This window comes from Candidatus Sysuiplasma jiujiangense (assembly GCA_019721075.1).
Classification (GTDB): Archaea; Thermoplasmatota; Thermoplasmata; order Sysuiplasmatales; family Sysuiplasmataceae; genus Sysuiplasma; species Sysuiplasma jiujiangense.
Genome location: JAHEAD010000001.1, coordinates 253,864 through 268,676, shown reverse-complemented (window position 1 = coordinate 268,676; position 14,813 = coordinate 253,864). Strand labels below are relative to the sequence as shown.

Here is a 14,813-nt window from a genome sequence, read left to right as displayed (position 1 = left end):
AAACTGACCTCAACCGGTTCCGGAAATGGCGGAGAATTTAATGAGAGGGGAAGGAAGTTTCAGCTGGAATCTCACAATCCTGGCCACAACATCGGCGGCGCACTTCATAAATGACGGAGAGAGCGCGATATTTCCAGTACTGCTCCCGCCGCTTGCTTACTACGTATCAGGGAGTTTCGAACTTGCAGCCGTTGTAACATGCTTTTATCTCTTTTCCTCGTTCGCCAGCCCTGTTGCTGTCTCAGCAACAAAAAACAGGGGACAGATTGAAAAGGGCATGGGCGAGGGGCTTACCATACTCGGAGCAGGTATCGCGGCAATGGGCATTTCGATATCCATGATACAGAGATTTGGCATGGCGGCATATGTGGGTGTTGTGCTCTCCGCATGTCTCGCCGGATTCGGGTCAAGCTACTACCATCCAATCGGAAGCAGCGTTGTGCAGAATAATTTCCCTGAGAATAAACTGGGTCTCGCACTGGGTCTCAACGGTTCCGCCGGGAGCCTGGGCAGATCACTGTTCCTTACACTGTCCGTGGCTGCATTTGTGCTTGAGAAGCTATATGGCGGATTGATAATACTCGGAGCCGCATGCATAGTTGCCGCACTTCCAATGGAAATATACTTCTCTCGAAAATCCCATCTGATGCCTTCAGCAGATAAAACCGCGGCGGTAAAGAGGACAGGAATCCGCGATTCCGCCAGACTTACAAAAGAGATCTGGCCCCTGCTTGCGATGAGCATAATAAGAAATCTGGAGTCCACCGGCGTCGTGTTATACCTTCCGACTTTCTTCATTGAGGAGGGGATAATACATTACGGCATCAATCTGGGTCTCACAATGACGGCAATAATGGCTCTGCCAATTGCAGGACAGATCATTGTTGGACTTGTCTCTGACAGGATCGGAAGGGTGAAGACACTTTTTCTTACAACACTGATTTCCGGCATCTTCGTATTGCTCTTCCTTCTGTATCCGTACAACATATATCTCGATGTCGTTACCCTGGGATTTTTCAGCCTGGCTGCGTTCAGCGGCTTTCCGATTCTCTTTCCCATTGCAACACATATGGTTTCCGGAGACGACAGATACCTAGGGAGCAGCCTGGCATGGATGTCTGTGGGCCTGGGTTCAGCAATGAGTCCTCTGATAATTGTTTTGTTGAGTGAACGGTGGGTGCTGGGCAGCCTTTACGCTTCATTTGCTGCACTTGCGGCAGCCACAACAGCTGCATCATTGCTCTGTTTCACGGGAAAAATCAGGAATGCCGGAAGAGCGGAGGAGCATTGAGTTCTCCGGCAGAAAAGGGGCATCTTTACTCTAAAATCATATCCACGTTCTCCTTCCCGGCCCTGGAGCTCATTGCGTAGACAGACGCAAAAGCAGCACCAAAAAGGACAATGCCTGCTATCAGAAGGTTGGATATCCATGCGACTGGCCACCCGAGTGCGATTGCACTCAGGGGTGCAATGACAATCGCAAACGCGCCGAATGTCGAGCCAAGATTATATGCAAGACCAACCGCAGTTGTTCTGTACTTTTTACTAAATGCCTCCGACATGAATGCAGGGAGTGTAGAAAATATCATTGCTTCAACAAATGCCTGTATGGAAAAAGCAATGCCTGTGGTGATAACATTTCTGCCGAAAGCTACAATATCAACCGGTACGGAAACCGCCAGGAATATAAGCGTGTAGAGAAGAATGAATCGGATTCTGTTCCTGTTCCTTCCGGCGTAAAGGCCGCCAAGAATTACACCTACGACAGATATCAGGTTGACGACCAGCAGAAGCAATCCAATAGTGGTGCCACCAAATCCATTGACTGTTCCCAGTATGTAAGGGTACAGCGAAAATGTGGAGGTATTGATGTAAAGTAGGCCTGCGGTGATTGCGACAACTATTGCGAGTTTGCCCCACATATCTTGAAAAAGCTTAACTACAGGTGTCTTCTCCAGCCCTTCATTAGCTTCCGTTTCCTCAAAGACCTGCGATTCAGGCGTAAATGCCCTGATCAGGAATGTAAGCGCGCCAGGTATCAAGGTGGACAGAAAGAGAACACGCCATCCTATGATGCTATATGAAGGGCCGTAGACAGCGCTGAGGAAGGCAAAAACACCTGACAGAATGAGATAACCGAAGCCGAAGCCGCTCTGAACGAACGCACCGTACAGATTCCTCTTCTCAGGCGGGACGCTCTCCATTGACAATGCAGTACCGCCGCCATATTCCGCTCCGGCGAAGATACCCATCAGGAAGAGAAGGATAAAGACGGTGATTGAGACGGCAATTCCGCCTTCCCTGTAGGTCGGCAGAATGCCCAGAGAGGCAGTGGATATTGAGAAAAGACCAACCGAGACGACGAGCATTTTCTTCCTGCCTATTCTGTCACCTATGAAATTTCCAAGGAGTATCGAGCCTATTGCCCTGGCTATGCCGTTGACTCCAAACGCAAGAAAATATCCAATGCTGAAACTGCCGGGGAAGAAGAGAACACTCACAACGGATGCCTGAATAAGATAGCTTATGCTTACATAGCCGTCCATAAGCCATCCAAGCCATGCGGCAAAAATCACCCTATGTGATTCACTGTATACCAAAGGTTTGTGGGAATTCAACCGGACAGACCGGCTGTACAATTGACTGAATAACTTATACTTTATGCCCCTGTTATCCTGTCTGTGTTTCCATAAGTTCATATGTGGAACATGCAACAGCACATTCACAGGATTCAGGAAGCGGTCAAAACGGATTACACGAGTGGTTCACGGATTCCAGCGCCGATACGTGGCAGCATCATACCTTCGATCATGATCGGCATCACTGTTGCGGTTCTTGCATTTATAATAAACATCGTCAAAACACATCTATTGATAGGCGAGGGATCCAGACTTGTCATATTCGCTTCCTTTGGCTCAAGTGCTTTCATATTATACATGTTTCCCCGGAGCAGGCATGCGAAAATATACAAATTTGCAGGCAGCTACTTTGTCGCGGCAGTAGCTGGCTTAGGCGGAACACTGCTGATCCCGGCCGCAGGTGTTTATTACACAGTTGCGGTAGTTGAAATGCTCATTTCTTTCATTATTGTGATAGCAGGGTTAGAGCACCCGCCAGCAGTTGCAATAGGCATAGTCTTTGTTATCGGCAGAGTTGGCCTGTACGGACTGCTGGTCATAGTCGTTGGGGTTGCTGCGGTATCCCTCATGAGGACAATTCTTGAAAAAACAGTGTACAAAATTGAGGAGGACTTCGGTATGGCACGAGAATGATAATTTACACCAACCCATTATTGTCCTGACTGCTGATCTTTCAAATCTTCCTCATCTTGACGCCAAGGATCTCATGATTTTCGCCCTTTTCCAGTATAAGGTGCGCATGGTACCTTGTGGGCGCAATATTTTCCCTTAAATTAACTGCGTTTATCTCGTTCCATATTCTGGAAGCGGTGATCTCCGTTTCCTCCTGCGAGAGCCTGGCGAATGAGTGAAAATAGGAATCCTTCCTCCTGAATGCTGTGTCCCTCAATACGCCGAATCTCTCTGTGAACCACCTTTTGATGTAGGTCTCGTCGGCATCAATGTAAATTGAAAAATCAAAAAAATCAGAAACCATAAGCTCCGGTTCCTTCGAATGGCGAATGCTTCTGGTCTGGAGAACGTTGAGGCCCTCGAGTATGACAATGTCCGGTGAATCTACAACCGTAAATTCACCCGGAACAATGTCGTAACGTATGTGACTGTAAACGGGAACCTTCAGATTTGCGTTGCCGGACTTGAGTTCATAGAGAAAATGAATAAGTTCCTTAAGATTGTAGCTCTCAGGGAAACCCTTCCTGTTCATAACGCCCCTTTTTTTCAGTTCGCTGTTTGGATAAAGGAAACCATCCGTCGGCAAAAGCTCCACTCTGGGAGATTCCGGCCACTTCGACAGAAGTGTTTTCAGCAGCCTTGAAATGGTGCTCTTTCCCACCGCAACACTCCCTGCAATCCCTATAATGAAGGGGACCCGGTCGTCGACTCTACCGAGAAATGTTCTCCTTGCCTCATAAAGCCGCTGAGAAGCCAGATAATAAAGGTTGAGCAATCTCGACAAGGGAAGGTAAACATCAACAACCTCCTCCAGAGAAATCATTTCGTTTATTCCCCGTATATTCTCAAGATCCGCAAGAGTAAGTGTGAGAGGCGTCGAATCCCTGAGCTTCTTCCACTCCTGGCGGGAGAAGGAAATGTATGTTGTGTGTTCATCAGACGACTGGGGCTTTGCTGTTTCCATGTGTACGTGCTTCTATTGGCATTTAATATTTAATATCTTGACTGATTGAGCAAATGTTGCCGGACGCTGATTTCGCCCGGAAAATGGCGGCGGTACCTTTTTTCATTGTTGATAAAGGAGGGATAAAGCTAAAATACAGTATTGCCGAAGAACTGCCGGATGAGTTCTATTTACAAGGTTTCGAAAAACTTTTCCAATGAAGACATTGCATTCACGGTGCTTCAGCCGGCGGTTACTACCGTATTCTGGGATCCCGGCAGCAATTTGTGGTCCTTTGTCGACTGGATCGCGTTTCCTGCTGTCCCGATTTACAGAAGAACGCTCATACTGCTGACCGACATCACAGAAATGGAGAGGGCGAAGAGAACAATAGATCCGAGGAATATGAAAAATATTGAGTTTGAAATTTTCTCGGAATCGCTCAGTTCCAGAAGGTACAGAACAAACGACATTGAAGGTATAAGAAAATATGAAAAAGAGCTCTTCAATGAAATATACCTGGCTATGAAGAAGCATAATGCCGGCACACTCATACTCTTCAACCTTCTTGACCTTATACCGATCTCCATTACCGCAATGACAGAAAGCAACCTGATTATCAGGAGTTTTGTAAGAGCACTCTATACAGATATGAAAAAAATAAACATGACCGAGGGATCCAGGTTCTCATTCCTAATAATTACAGAGGATATCACTGATGCGCTGAGCAAGATAATTCTTGCATCTTCAGACAAAGGAATAAAACTTTTCAAGAAGGAAGAAGAAAGTTTTTGTGAACAGTTGAGATGAGATGCGGGCAGTAAACATCTCTTTTTTTGTTTCAATATTCATTGCGCCTGTTCCATTTTCATGGTTTGTCAGCCCGGAAGCATACTACGTACCGCTGACATACCTTGTCCTGCTGGGAAGCGAAATCAGCATCCTTTCTTTCCTTTACTTCCTATGGCAGTACGGGAGGAAACGGAAAACAGTTAATTCTCAGACCTACACGCCAAAAATTTACAGGGTGTGTTCAGTCATCGCCAGTTACAATGAAGAGCCTTCATTGGTCAGGGATACCATTATTTCGGTCAAGCTGGCTACAGGCGGAGGAAGAGTCATTGTGGCCGATGACTCCACCAACGGAGCTAAATCGGAGGAACTGCGGAAATACTGCAAACTGCTAAACGTGGAGTATGTGCACAGAGATAACAGGAGAGGTTACAAGGCTGGTGCAATTAACGATATCCTGAGGACACTCAACAATATCGACATATTCGCATTATTCGATGCAGACCAGCGTCCCACTTCCTCGTTCTTCGACGAAATACTTCAAATTTTCAATGATGAAACTGTGGGCTTCGTGCAGCTTCCTCAAAAATATTCGGAAAACAATACGTTGATCGCCCGTGCGGCCAATTACATGCAGCTGCCTTTCCTTCATATAGTAATGAACGGCAGATCGACAGCGGATTCCACATTCAGCCTTGGAAGCGGGACCGCTTTCAGACTGAAAGCGGTTGCAGAAGCCGGCTATTTCCGGGAGGACACAGTTACAGAGGACATCGCCACTTCGCTGAGAATAATAGAGAGAGGATATCATGGTGTATACCTGGACAAAGATCTTGTTTATTACGGTGTCCCGCCGATGGATGCTAAGTCATTTTTCTCCCAGCAGGCCAGATGGAGTCTTGGAGGCTTTCAGCTTCTTGCCCCCATGCTTAAAAGCAACATTTCGTTCCGGCAGTTTGCTGATTTCCTCTTCGGAGATCTTTACTGGCTGAAGGAAGGCCCCATGACTCTCATTGAAATAATTGCGCCGATTGTTTTTCTTGCATTGGGGCTGGCTTACATGTCCGTGAGTTTTCTGTTCTATGCTGCCGTATTCATACCTTTCTTCTTTGCGGCCATGGCAATCACAATAATCGTGGGGGGGAAAGATTACGGCTTTAAAGGGGCAATGCTGCATCAGGGTGTTGAAATGCTCGATTTTTGGGTAATCACCACCTCGTTCCTAAACTGGATGATGCGTAAGAAAAAGCCATTCAACGTAACATCAAAGAAACCAGGAGCAGTGGGGATCAGAGCCCTTTCACTGAACATCCTTACCTTTGCAATAATTTCAGCAAGCATAGTCATCGGTTTAGTGAGGCTAATGCACTCGGCCGATCCCCTCCCTTACTATGTTAACATATTCTGGGCTGTCTGGATTGCTATTTCGATGGCCATAGGTCTTTATTCTGCGCTTGCAAAAACCAAAACAGGGGAGAACGGGGATGTTTCTGCATCAGCAACCTGAGAGTGAGGGGGCATTTGCACACTAGTGGCGCTCAACTAGTTTGAGATGAGTTGCTGCCTGTGTTGTTAGCTTGCAGAAAGCATACTATCAGTATTTATAAAAACCCTCGCCGCTCTTTTTCCCGAGTTTACCTGCGTTTACCATGTTCACCAGCAAAGGGGCAGGACGATATTTCGAATCCCCAAATCCGGCATGTAGAACATTCATTATATCCAGGCAAATGTCAAGACCGATGAAATCCGCCAGTTCAAGGGGACCCATGGGATGATTCATACCGAGTTTCATTATCCTGTCAATACCCTCCCGGCTTGAAACACCCTCCATCAGTGCAAAGACCGCTTCATTGATCATTGGCATGAGTATCCTGTTTGAAACAAAACCCGGATAGTCCTTTGCCCCGACTGTTTCTTTTCCCATCCTTTTTGCAACTGTTTTTGCGATCGAAAGCGAGTGTTCTGAAGTTTCCAGTCCGCTTACTATTTCAACAATCGGCATCAGCGCAACAGGATTGAAAAAGTGCATGCCGAGAAAATTACCGGGGATCCTGGCATTTCTGGAAAGCAGTGTAATTGAAATGGACGATGTATTCGTCCCGATCACAGCCTCGTCGCTGACTGAGTCGGCTATCCTCGAAATGGCCCTGCTCTTCACATCCAGTTTCTCAAAAACAGCTTCGATGACCATGAAACAGGATGAAATATCGCTAAATGAGACGGTCCCGGTTAACCTATTCAGCGCTTTGCCTGCGGCAGCAGCGTCCATCAGTCCCTTTTCAACCCTTTTGTCAATGCCTTTCCTTATCTTCGCAATTGCACCGTCAACAATAGACTGATTTACGTCAAGTGCGACAACATCATAACCTGCCTCTATGCAGACCTGTGCAATACCTGTTCCCATCGTGCCAAGCCCGACTACTCCTATCGCAGGCAAATCAACACCTCTCGAACAACATCGAGACCGCGTTCCCGCCGCCAAGGCAAAGTGTTGAGAGCCCGCTGTCCCTTTTCAGTCTTTTCATGTTGTGCAGGAGGGTTGTAGTGATCCTCGCACCACTTGCACCAAGCGGATGGCCGAGGGCAACCGCACCGCCAGTAATGTTGAATTTCCTTTTATCTATCCCCAGTGCCTTCCTTACAGCCACACTTGCGGAGGCATAAGCTTCATTGTGTTCGACAAGGTCTATAGAGTCTATGTCCATATCATTCCTTTTGAGGAGCTTCCTTGTCGTTTCTATAGGCGCCTCCATAACCCATTCGGGTCTCGTTCCGCCGGTGATGTAGTCAACTATCCTGGCAATAGGCTTTATCCCCATTTCCTCAACCCTACTTTCTGACATTATAACAACTGCTGAAGCACCGTCGCTGAGCTGTGATGAATTTCCAGCCGTGCAAATACCATTCTCCTTGAATTTGGGTTTCAGTGCCGCCAGTTTTTCAAGTGTTGTATCTGGTCTTATGCCTTCATCCCTTACAATCTCCATCTGTTTTCCATCCTTCGTTATATCCATTGGAACGGTTTCCTCTCTGAAATAGCCCTCCTCTGTAGCCTTAAGGGCTTTTTTCTGGCTGCCGTATGCAAATGTGTCTGCTTCCTCACGTGATACGTTGAAGCGCTCCGCAACAATTTCTCCCGTTATCATCATGTGAAAATTATTGTAGGCGTCCCAGAGACCGTCCACTATCATAGAGTCCTGGAGTTCGCTATTGCCGTACCTGCTTCCCCAGCGGGCGGATTTGGAAATATAGGGAGACATACTCATGTTCTCGATGCCGCCGGCGACTATAATGCCGTTTTCTCCAGCCCTCACAGAATTGGCTGCAAGCATAATCGCCTTCAATCCAGAGCCACAGACCTTGTTGACAGAAAAGGATCCCGAGGAAAGGGGAACTCCAGAATGTATCGCACACTGCCTCGCAGGTGACTGACCAAGACCCGCAGGCAATACATTTCCCAGGATGACTTCCTCAACATCCTCAGCTGAAATGCCTGCCTCGGAAATAGCGTGGCGGACAACCGCTGTTCCTAACTTAATAGCGGTTGTTTCCCTGTAGATGCCACCAAATTTACCTACGGGGGTCCTTACGGCTGAGACGACAAACGCTTCCTCAAACCTGCGCCCATTCTTAGCCATTGTAATCACCTTCATATTCATGCAAATATAGTTATTGTTTTGCAGAGTGCAGCTAATTTACTTTTGCTGCCAGTGTGTAGCCTCTTTCCCTACCGCAGTGAGATATTCCTTTTCCATCAGTTCAACCGGCATAGAAAGGTGTCTCCTCGAGGATGCTGTCGCAGAATAAACACCCTCCTTCAAATCAGATTCAGCCAAAGCCGTCTGCGGAAACCTCGCTTTTGTTCCGCATTTCCTGCATCTGTACCCTTTCCCCTTACCCGCAGATTCCATTTTCCTGCAGCAACTTTCACAGACCGGGTTGCCTTTCTTTATGAAACGTGGCGCAACGGCGATCAGTGCAAACTTTTCGAGGTTCAGCATCCCGGTTCCCACATCGCGCGCGTTTGGCTTGAAAGCTCCCCAGACTGATACTCTATCACCCGGATACAATTTCCTGACGCATGTTCTGAGATTTTTGGTCTCTTCAAATACAGCACAATCTATGGTTATTCCATTCCCTGTGGTAATCCCGAAAAAGACATGACCGCCCTCCACAACAGCCGGCCTTGTGGTTACCTGGCCTGTAATTAGATATGAGTGAAAGAGGGACGGCGCCCCGCTGAGTGTTTCGATGTGATCATCAGTCCCCTGGTTTGTTTCAAAAATGATCCATCTGTCACGAGTTTCGCTCCTCACCGCGTTCATCGCAGAAGGAAGAACGGACGGATCTGTCCCCCTGATACCAAAGAGCACGGGACATGGGGAGGCGGGGTAAATGCAGGAATGCCTGGTTTCCTCATCATAATTGTTGAATGTTGTCGGAAATAAGTTACTCAGTTTGGCAACGTCGCCGTCGTTTACTTCCCTTTTTGTGCCAATAAGCTCCTCCTTCCTGTAACTTAGGATTTCATACGTCGCCCTGTGTGCTTTCCACGCCAGAGCGGAAGCAGCCCCAATAATTCCCCTCCCATTTTTCCACTCAAAGGTCGCTGCGTTTACCGATTTCGCATACCCGAGGGCTTCGTCTTTTTCAACTAATCCCCTTACCGCCTTCCAGTAGAGAGTGGAATCAATCTCTTTCTGGCTGATTACCAAGCCCGGATTGGTGTTTTCATCATCCAGTTGTGAGAGGGTGTTTACGACCGAATAAACACGCCTTTTTATGGGTTCGATGTCGGTGTTTTCCTTTGATTTGTTCAAGGACATGTAAACAGGCGAGCCGGAGAGTTCGCCTATTCTGAAAGAAGTAGAAGGATCACCACCAATACCCAGTGCGAGAGCCCCGTTGCCGCGTGTCTTCCACGGAATATTCGGATTAAGTCTGACGAGTTTTGGATAACCAAAGAGGACAGGAAAACCCAGTTCCCTGATTATTTCAGTAATGAGGAATGTTGTACACATCCCATGCACTGAATCAGTATCATCAACTCCGATGAAAAACACCATATTCTCCCGTTCCGTCTTCAGCATCTCACTGATGGAGGGTTGGATGTTTTAAGTTTATTATCCAATGTTTACTGACAAGTGCATGATTTAAATAGCCTTGGAACCTGTTACGTACGAAAGTTAAAGAAACGTGCCTGTTAACGATGGTAGTGTACCATGGCAAAATCATTCAGCAGAGAGTACAGGTTCGAACTGTCGACGTTATTGTTCGCGATTGGCCTACTGGCAACGTTCATTGCATCGATCGGGATATTCGTCGGCACACTCCCGGCCTACCTTTTACCGTTTCAGCCGGCCATAAAGGCGTTTGGTAATTGGATATACTGGCTAATGGTCATAGGGCCCATTGTAATGGTCGGCGGAGCCTGGTGGCTCGCGGATTCAGTCAAGAAGACGCATGATCTAATCAAATATCTCAGGGTTGACAGCAAAGCAAAATTCGTCAAGAACTTGGACGATATAGAGTATCTGGCATGGGTTTTACCACGCAAATATGAAGACATGGTAATAGATAAAAAAAGACAGTTTAAAATGTAGCCATTCATAGAGTCCATGGTTTCCACTGGAATGTTGATACTATCATGCTGTGGCTGGCTTTATAGCTGGCAATGGTACCAGATATTTTTTGATCTGTACGTCGATCCTGTTCAATAATACACCTTAACAGCTTTTTGGATATGATTTCGATAACACAGTTAATTGATACAGGCAGATTACAGCCTTTTCCAGTGGAAACCATGGACTCTATAGTTGTTGTTTTAAAAATGTTTAATGTATAATTATGTTATAATTTAACGTGAACGTTTTGCTATTGGAACAGCACTAGAAAATGTTTTTTATTTACTCGAAGAGGAGGATAAAAAGAAGCTTTTAGTATAGGTGAATTTTTACCGTTCTCTTACCTTGGTGAAACGGTGGGAGATATGGATTTTTAGATGACTGAACATGCTGTCGTTCATGAGTCATTGATAAAGGCAAATGTCTTCGATCGCTACTCTTCGGCACTGCAACTGTTCAGGGATGACAGAGAGAAACTGAGACCGTCATATGTACCGGACAACCTCCCTCACAGGGAAAGGGAAATAGATCAGCTTGCCGCCATCATATCTATAGGGCTGAAGGGAGAACGCCCTTCGAACGTTCTGGTATTCGGCAAGACAGGAACCGGAAAAACTGCATCAGTGAAATTTATTGCAAAAGAAGCTTCCAAAGCTATGAGAACAAACGATGTAATCTTTGTCTATGTTAACTGCTGCGAAGCCGATACAAATTACGGTGTGATACAGCATATTGTCAATGGGTTTATAGATAAACCCGATGAGCGAGCGCCATACAATGGATGGAGCATGGAAAGAATTTACTCGCTCTTCAAGGAGAAGATAGACCAGCTCGGGAGCCTTGTTGTGGTGGTTCTCGATGAACTTGACAGGCTTGTTTATAAAGCGGGTGATGACCTGCTTTACAATCTTTCCAGAATAAACGACGATCTTCACAAATCCAAACTCTCGATAATAGGGATAGCAAACGATTTGAAATTTACAGACTATCTTGATGCACGAGTAAGGAGCAGACTAGGTGAAGAAAGAATTGTTTTTTCACCATATGATGCCGGCGAACTTTCGGACATTCTTCGGGAGAGGGCGGGAATGGTTTTTATCGAAGGTACACTGGATCCGGACGTAATACCACTCTGCTCTGCATTTGCCGCTCAGGAACATGGAGATGCCAGGAGGGCGCTTGAACTCCTCAGGGTTTCCGCGGAATCGGCAGAGCGGGAAGGTCGGCCCAGGATAACTTCGGCGGATGTGTACAGGGCTAAAGAGAAGATAGAACTGGACACCGTGTCTGAGACCCTCAGGACTCTTCCATATCAGTCTAAAATACTATTGCTTTCGATAGTCATACACTCGGAAAAGAGGAAAGTGATGACAACGGGTGACGTTTATGAGGTTTATCACAGTCTCTGCAATTCTGTTGGTGTTACTCCGCTTTCTCAGAGGAGGATAGGCGATCTGCTGTCTGAGCTGGATATGCTGGGGATATTAAGGGCAAGGGTAAGATCTTTCGGCAGGGGTGGCCGTACGAAGGAAGTTGAACTCGCAGTATCGCTCAATGAGACAAGGGACATACTCGTCGACGACGAACTTCTTAAAGCTTACAAAACATCCGGAGCAAAGGTACAGACGACGCTAATCTGATCATTTCTTCGTCTCTGGTTCGTTATTCTTCTCTCTCCTGTTTTTGATAAATCCTATAAGTTCAAGGGTGCCGATGCCCAGAAAGACAACCCCTGCAATTATCAGGACGAGAGCATAAATGCTGTTTTGGGGAGTGCCCGCGGGAATCCCTCCGTCAAAAAATAGCTTGATAAGGCCGAAATATGGTAGCAGACCGGTAGCAACACCTACCACCCATTGAAGTTTAACCGGATCTGGAAATATTCCAAGACTCTGGTCGGTTGCATTTTCGCCCCAGTGCGCGTGATTGTAGTCTCCCATCGTTATGAAGCCGCTGAATCGGGCGTTTATTCTGAGTATCTCCTTGACAGGTATTATGACGGGAGTATGGGGGTACCCAACGTTTTTTATTTCGACATTGTAAATTACGTTGCTTACATAATTTTTGTCGCCTGTCGGGGTAATGACAAACCAGTCGGAATAATTCAGGCGGGCCAGCGAAGGTATGTTGAATCCGCCTCCGGTGGAATTGTACTGAAGATAGACTATAGCTCTATGGATTATGAGTATTGAACTGTTCCCATATGGTCTGTAAATTATAACATTTCCAAATTCGCCATAGGAAGAGAAACCGTTTTGTTCACCCTGAACGTATGTTGTTATCTGGGAAACCGAGGTAACCTTTTTGACAAGCACCATGTCGCCTATATTCAGGTCGCCCAGATAGGCGAAATCTGAACTGTGCTGCATACTTCCCGATTCCACCACAACCATTGGTGGCCAGTTAGAAGTATAAAGATAGAGGGTTCCAAGAATTATTACCACAACGAGCATGGCAGCCGCAACACTCAATATGGTGTCGCTAAATTGATTGTAGCTTTCTTTTCCCATGAATTTTTCAGGACCCTGAGCGGTTCATTGGCTATATATGTGAATGCATGATGCCACACATCTCTTGCACTGCCGCCTCCGGCAAGTAACGTTTTCATGAGGGTACGGGCCAACAATATTTTATGGTAACAATGCATAGCACACTACCAGAAACCAATGTTGAACATCTCCGAAGTTCTCGACCGCTCTGCCGAGAAGTGGCCGGCAAAACCGTTCATCATATTTGGTGATAGCCAGATTAATTATTCGGATTTCAGAGAAAGGGTGCTGGGCTGGACGTCGTACCTGAAGGGTAAAGGAATAGAACAGGGTGACATTATTGCTGTGCTTTCCAAAAACCGCCTGGAAATGCTTGAACTCTGGATGGCAGCATGCCGGATGGGAGCCATATTCTCACCATATAATTTCAACCTGAAAATCAATGAGGTCAGGGACCTCGTTTCACATTCAAACCCGGCGCTCCTTTTTTCCGATCAGACCCTCCACGAAATGGGTACAGAAGCAATCGAATTCGATAAAATCAGGATTGAAGGCAGGGATGACTTTATCTGCGAAACTGCACCGGACGATATTGCAACACTCCTGTATACTTCTGGAACTGAGGCCAGACCCAAAGGTGTGATGAACACACATCTCAACTGGTACGCCGCTCTTCTGAGCGCTGTACACGATCTGAATTGGGAACATCATGACACATTTCTGCTGAGCATACCTGCTTACCACGTGGCTGGCATGTACACTTTTCTCGGCTTCATGAACGTTGGAGCGACAATAGTGCTCGAGAGAACGCCCAAGCCTGCGGAAATAGTTGAACTGATAAGAAGGCATAACGTCAGTTATCTTATCTTCCCGCCGACACTCTATATCGGGCTTTCACAAGTCCTGAAGGACCCCCTTTTGTCAGTCAGGAAGTGTATAAGTTTCGGTGCGTTCATTAGTGAGTCGCAGTTCGAAGCTGTGTCAAAAGTATTTCCGGGCGTGCAGTGGAGAAACTATTATGGAATGACGGAAACGACGCCGATGGGAACTACGCTTCAACCCGCCGATTTCAGTCCGAGGAAGGAGTCCATTGGAAAGCCACATGTCAATATTTCAATCAGGATTGTCAGGGAGGACGGAAGCGAAGCCGGGCCAGGCGAAACAGGTGAGATACTGATGAAAGGGCCAACAGTAGCAAAAGGTTATTTCAATGACCCGGAAAACACGAAAAATACCTTCCGTGAAGGCTGGGTACACACGGGCGATCTTGCTATAAGGGACAGGGACGGATTCCTTTATTTTGTCGACAGAAAAAAGGATATCATAAGGACCGGCGGAGAAAACGTTTCCTCTGTTGAAGTTGAGAGAGAAATTCTGCGTGACAGTCGCATAGCAGAGGCTGCTGTTGTAGGTCTGCCTCATCCGTACTGGCTGGAAGCGGTAACAGCGTTTGTCACATTGAAGAAGGACCGTACGCTTGTGATCTCTGAAACGCTGGAAAAACTCGGGCAAGGGATGGCCGGATACAAGGTGCCGAAGAGGATTATCGTACTTGATGCTCTTCCGCACAACGCCAGCGGGAAGATCCTGAAGAAGGAGCTTCGTGAGGGATACAAGGATCTCTACACGGGGCCGGAGACACAAACTTAAGCTG

General features: G+C 46.8%; 13 protein-coding genes. 7 read left to right on the top strand and 6 right to left on the bottom strand.

Annotated elements, in window-relative coordinates:
• Nucleotides 1-40: 40 nt before the first annotated feature.
• Nucleotides 41-1,291, top strand: coding sequence for an MFS transporter (locus tag KIS29_01330; protein ID MBX8638966.1), 1,251 nt, complete (start codon nucleotides 41-43; stop codon nucleotides 1,289-1,291).
• Between the two features lie 25 nt (nucleotides 1,292-1,316).
• Here the strand turns inward: KIS29_01330 and KIS29_01325 are convergent, their stop codons facing one another.
• Entirely contained in the window at nucleotides 1,317-2,618 is a 1,302-nt protein-coding gene (locus KIS29_01325) for an MFS transporter (protein ID MBX8638965.1), read from the bottom strand.
• Between the two features lie 90 nt (nucleotides 2,619-2,708).
• Between KIS29_01325 and KIS29_01320 the strand changes: the two genes are divergently transcribed.
• Nucleotides 2,709-3,272 (top strand): HPP family protein, encoded by a 564-nt coding sequence (locus tag KIS29_01320; GenBank protein MBX8638964.1) that lies wholly within the window; start codon nucleotides 2,709-2,711, stop codon nucleotides 3,270-3,272.
• A gap of 40 nt (nucleotides 3,273-3,312) precedes the next feature.
• Here KIS29_01320 and coaA read toward each other — a convergent pair whose 3' ends face one another.
• On the bottom strand, nucleotides 3,313-4,275 hold the full coding sequence (gene coaA / locus KIS29_01315) for a type I pantothenate kinase (protein MBX8638963.1): 963 nt from the start codon (nucleotides 4,273-4,275) through the stop codon (nucleotides 3,313-3,315).
• A 159-nt stretch (nucleotides 4,276-4,434) separates the two neighbouring features.
• Between coaA and KIS29_01310 the strand changes: the two genes are divergently transcribed.
• Both KIS29_01310 and KIS29_01305 read left to right on the top strand, forming a co-directional pair.
• Nucleotides 4,435-5,064 (top strand): hypothetical protein, encoded by a 630-nt coding sequence (locus KIS29_01310; protein MBX8638962.1) that lies wholly within the window; start codon nucleotides 4,435-4,437, stop codon nucleotides 5,062-5,064.
• 1 nt (nucleotide 5,065) lies between these two features.
• The gene (locus KIS29_01305) at nucleotides 5,066-6,553 is read left to right on the top strand and encodes a glycosyltransferase (protein ID MBX8638961.1); all 1,488 of its coding nucleotides are present in this window, start codon (nucleotides 5,066-5,068) and stop codon (nucleotides 6,551-6,553) included.
• Nucleotides 6,554-6,640: 87 nt separating this feature from the next.
• Here the strand turns inward: KIS29_01305 and KIS29_01300 are convergent, their stop codons facing one another.
• The 3 genes from KIS29_01300 to KIS29_01290 are packed head-to-tail and all read right to left on the bottom strand — an operon-like array spanning nucleotide 6,641 to nucleotide 10,136.
• The gene (locus tag KIS29_01300) at nucleotides 6,641-7,450 is read right to left on the bottom strand and encodes a 3-hydroxybutyryl-CoA dehydrogenase (GenBank protein ID MBX8638960.1); all 810 of its coding nucleotides are present in this window, start codon (nucleotides 7,448-7,450) and stop codon (nucleotides 6,641-6,643) included.
• Between the two features lie 34 nt (nucleotides 7,451-7,484).
• On the bottom strand, nucleotides 7,485-8,684 hold the full coding sequence (locus KIS29_01295; protein MBX8638959.1) for a thiolase family protein: 1,200 nt from the start codon (nucleotides 8,682-8,684) through the stop codon (nucleotides 7,485-7,487).
• Nucleotides 8,685-8,741: 57 nt separating this feature from the next.
• Nucleotides 8,742-10,136: a tRNA(Ile)(2)-agmatinylcytidine synthase gene (locus KIS29_01290; protein ID MBX8638958.1), complete on the bottom strand. Its 1,395-nt coding sequence runs from the start codon at nucleotides 10,134-10,136 to the stop codon at nucleotides 8,742-8,744.
• Between the two features lie 132 nt (nucleotides 10,137-10,268).
• Here KIS29_01290 and KIS29_01285 point away from each other — a divergent pair, with 132 nt between their 5' ends.
• Entirely contained in the window at nucleotides 10,269-10,649 is a 381-nt protein-coding gene (locus KIS29_01285) for a DUF3198 domain-containing protein (protein MBX8638957.1), read from the top strand.
• A gap of 398 nt (nucleotides 10,650-11,047) precedes the next feature.
• Nucleotides 11,048-12,310: an ORC1-type DNA replication protein gene (locus tag KIS29_01280; GenBank protein ID MBX8638956.1), complete on the top strand. Its 1,263-nt coding sequence runs from the start codon at nucleotides 11,048-11,050 to the stop codon at nucleotides 12,308-12,310.
• Here KIS29_01280 and KIS29_01275 read toward each other — a convergent pair whose 3' ends face one another.
• On the bottom strand, nucleotides 12,311-13,180 hold the full coding sequence (locus KIS29_01275; protein MBX8638955.1) for a S26 family signal peptidase: 870 nt from the start codon (nucleotides 13,178-13,180) through the stop codon (nucleotides 12,311-12,313).
• 156 nt (nucleotides 13,181-13,336) lie between these two features.
• Here KIS29_01275 and KIS29_01270 point away from each other — a divergent pair, with 156 nt between their 5' ends.
• Nucleotides 13,337-14,809 carry an AMP-binding protein gene (locus KIS29_01270; protein ID MBX8638954.1) on the top strand — a complete coding sequence of 491 codons (1,473 nt, stop codon included), beginning with the start codon at nucleotides 13,337-13,339 and terminating at the stop codon, nucleotides 14,807-14,809.
• The last annotated feature ends 4 nt before the right edge of the window (nucleotides 14,810-14,813 follow it).

Excerpts from the sequence above, each read along its gene's own strand:
- KIS29_01330 (MBX8638966.1), top strand. The coding sequence starts at position 41 with ATGAGAGGGGAAGGAAGTTTCAGCTGGAATCTCACAATCCTGGCCACA.
- KIS29_01320 (MBX8638964.1), top strand. The coding sequence starts at position 2,709 with ATGCAACAGCACATTCACAGGATTCAGGAAGCGGTCAAAACGGATTAC.
- coaA (MBX8638963.1), bottom strand. The coding sequence starts at position 4,275 with ATGGAAACAGCAAAGCCCCAGTCGTCTGATGAACACACAACATACATT.
- KIS29_01310 (MBX8638962.1), top strand. The coding sequence starts at position 4,435 with ATGAGTTCTATTTACAAGGTTTCGAAAAACTTTTCCAATGAAGACATT.
- KIS29_01305 (MBX8638961.1), top strand. The coding sequence starts at position 5,066 with ATGCGGGCAGTAAACATCTCTTTTTTTGTTTCAATATTCATTGCGCCT.
- KIS29_01300 (MBX8638960.1), bottom strand. The coding sequence starts at position 7,450 with ATGGGAACAGGTATTGCACAGGTCTGCATAGAGGCAGGTTATGATGTT.
- KIS29_01295 (MBX8638959.1), bottom strand. The coding sequence starts at position 8,684 with ATGGCTAAGAATGGGCGCAGGTTTGAGGAAGCGTTTGTCGTCTCAGCC.
- KIS29_01290 (MBX8638958.1), bottom strand. The coding sequence starts at position 10,136 with ATGCTGAAGACGGAACGGGAGAATATGGTGTTTTTCATCGGAGTTGAT.
- KIS29_01285 (MBX8638957.1), top strand. The coding sequence starts at position 10,269 with ATGGCAAAATCATTCAGCAGAGAGTACAGGTTCGAACTGTCGACGTTA.
- KIS29_01280 (MBX8638956.1), top strand. The coding sequence starts at position 11,048 with ATGACTGAACATGCTGTCGTTCATGAGTCATTGATAAAGGCAAATGTC.
- KIS29_01275 (MBX8638955.1), bottom strand. The coding sequence starts at position 13,180 with ATGGGAAAAGAAAGCTACAATCAATTTAGCGACACCATATTGAGTGTT.
- KIS29_01270 (MBX8638954.1), top strand. The coding sequence starts at position 13,337 with ATGTTGAACATCTCCGAAGTTCTCGACCGCTCTGCCGAGAAGTGGCCG.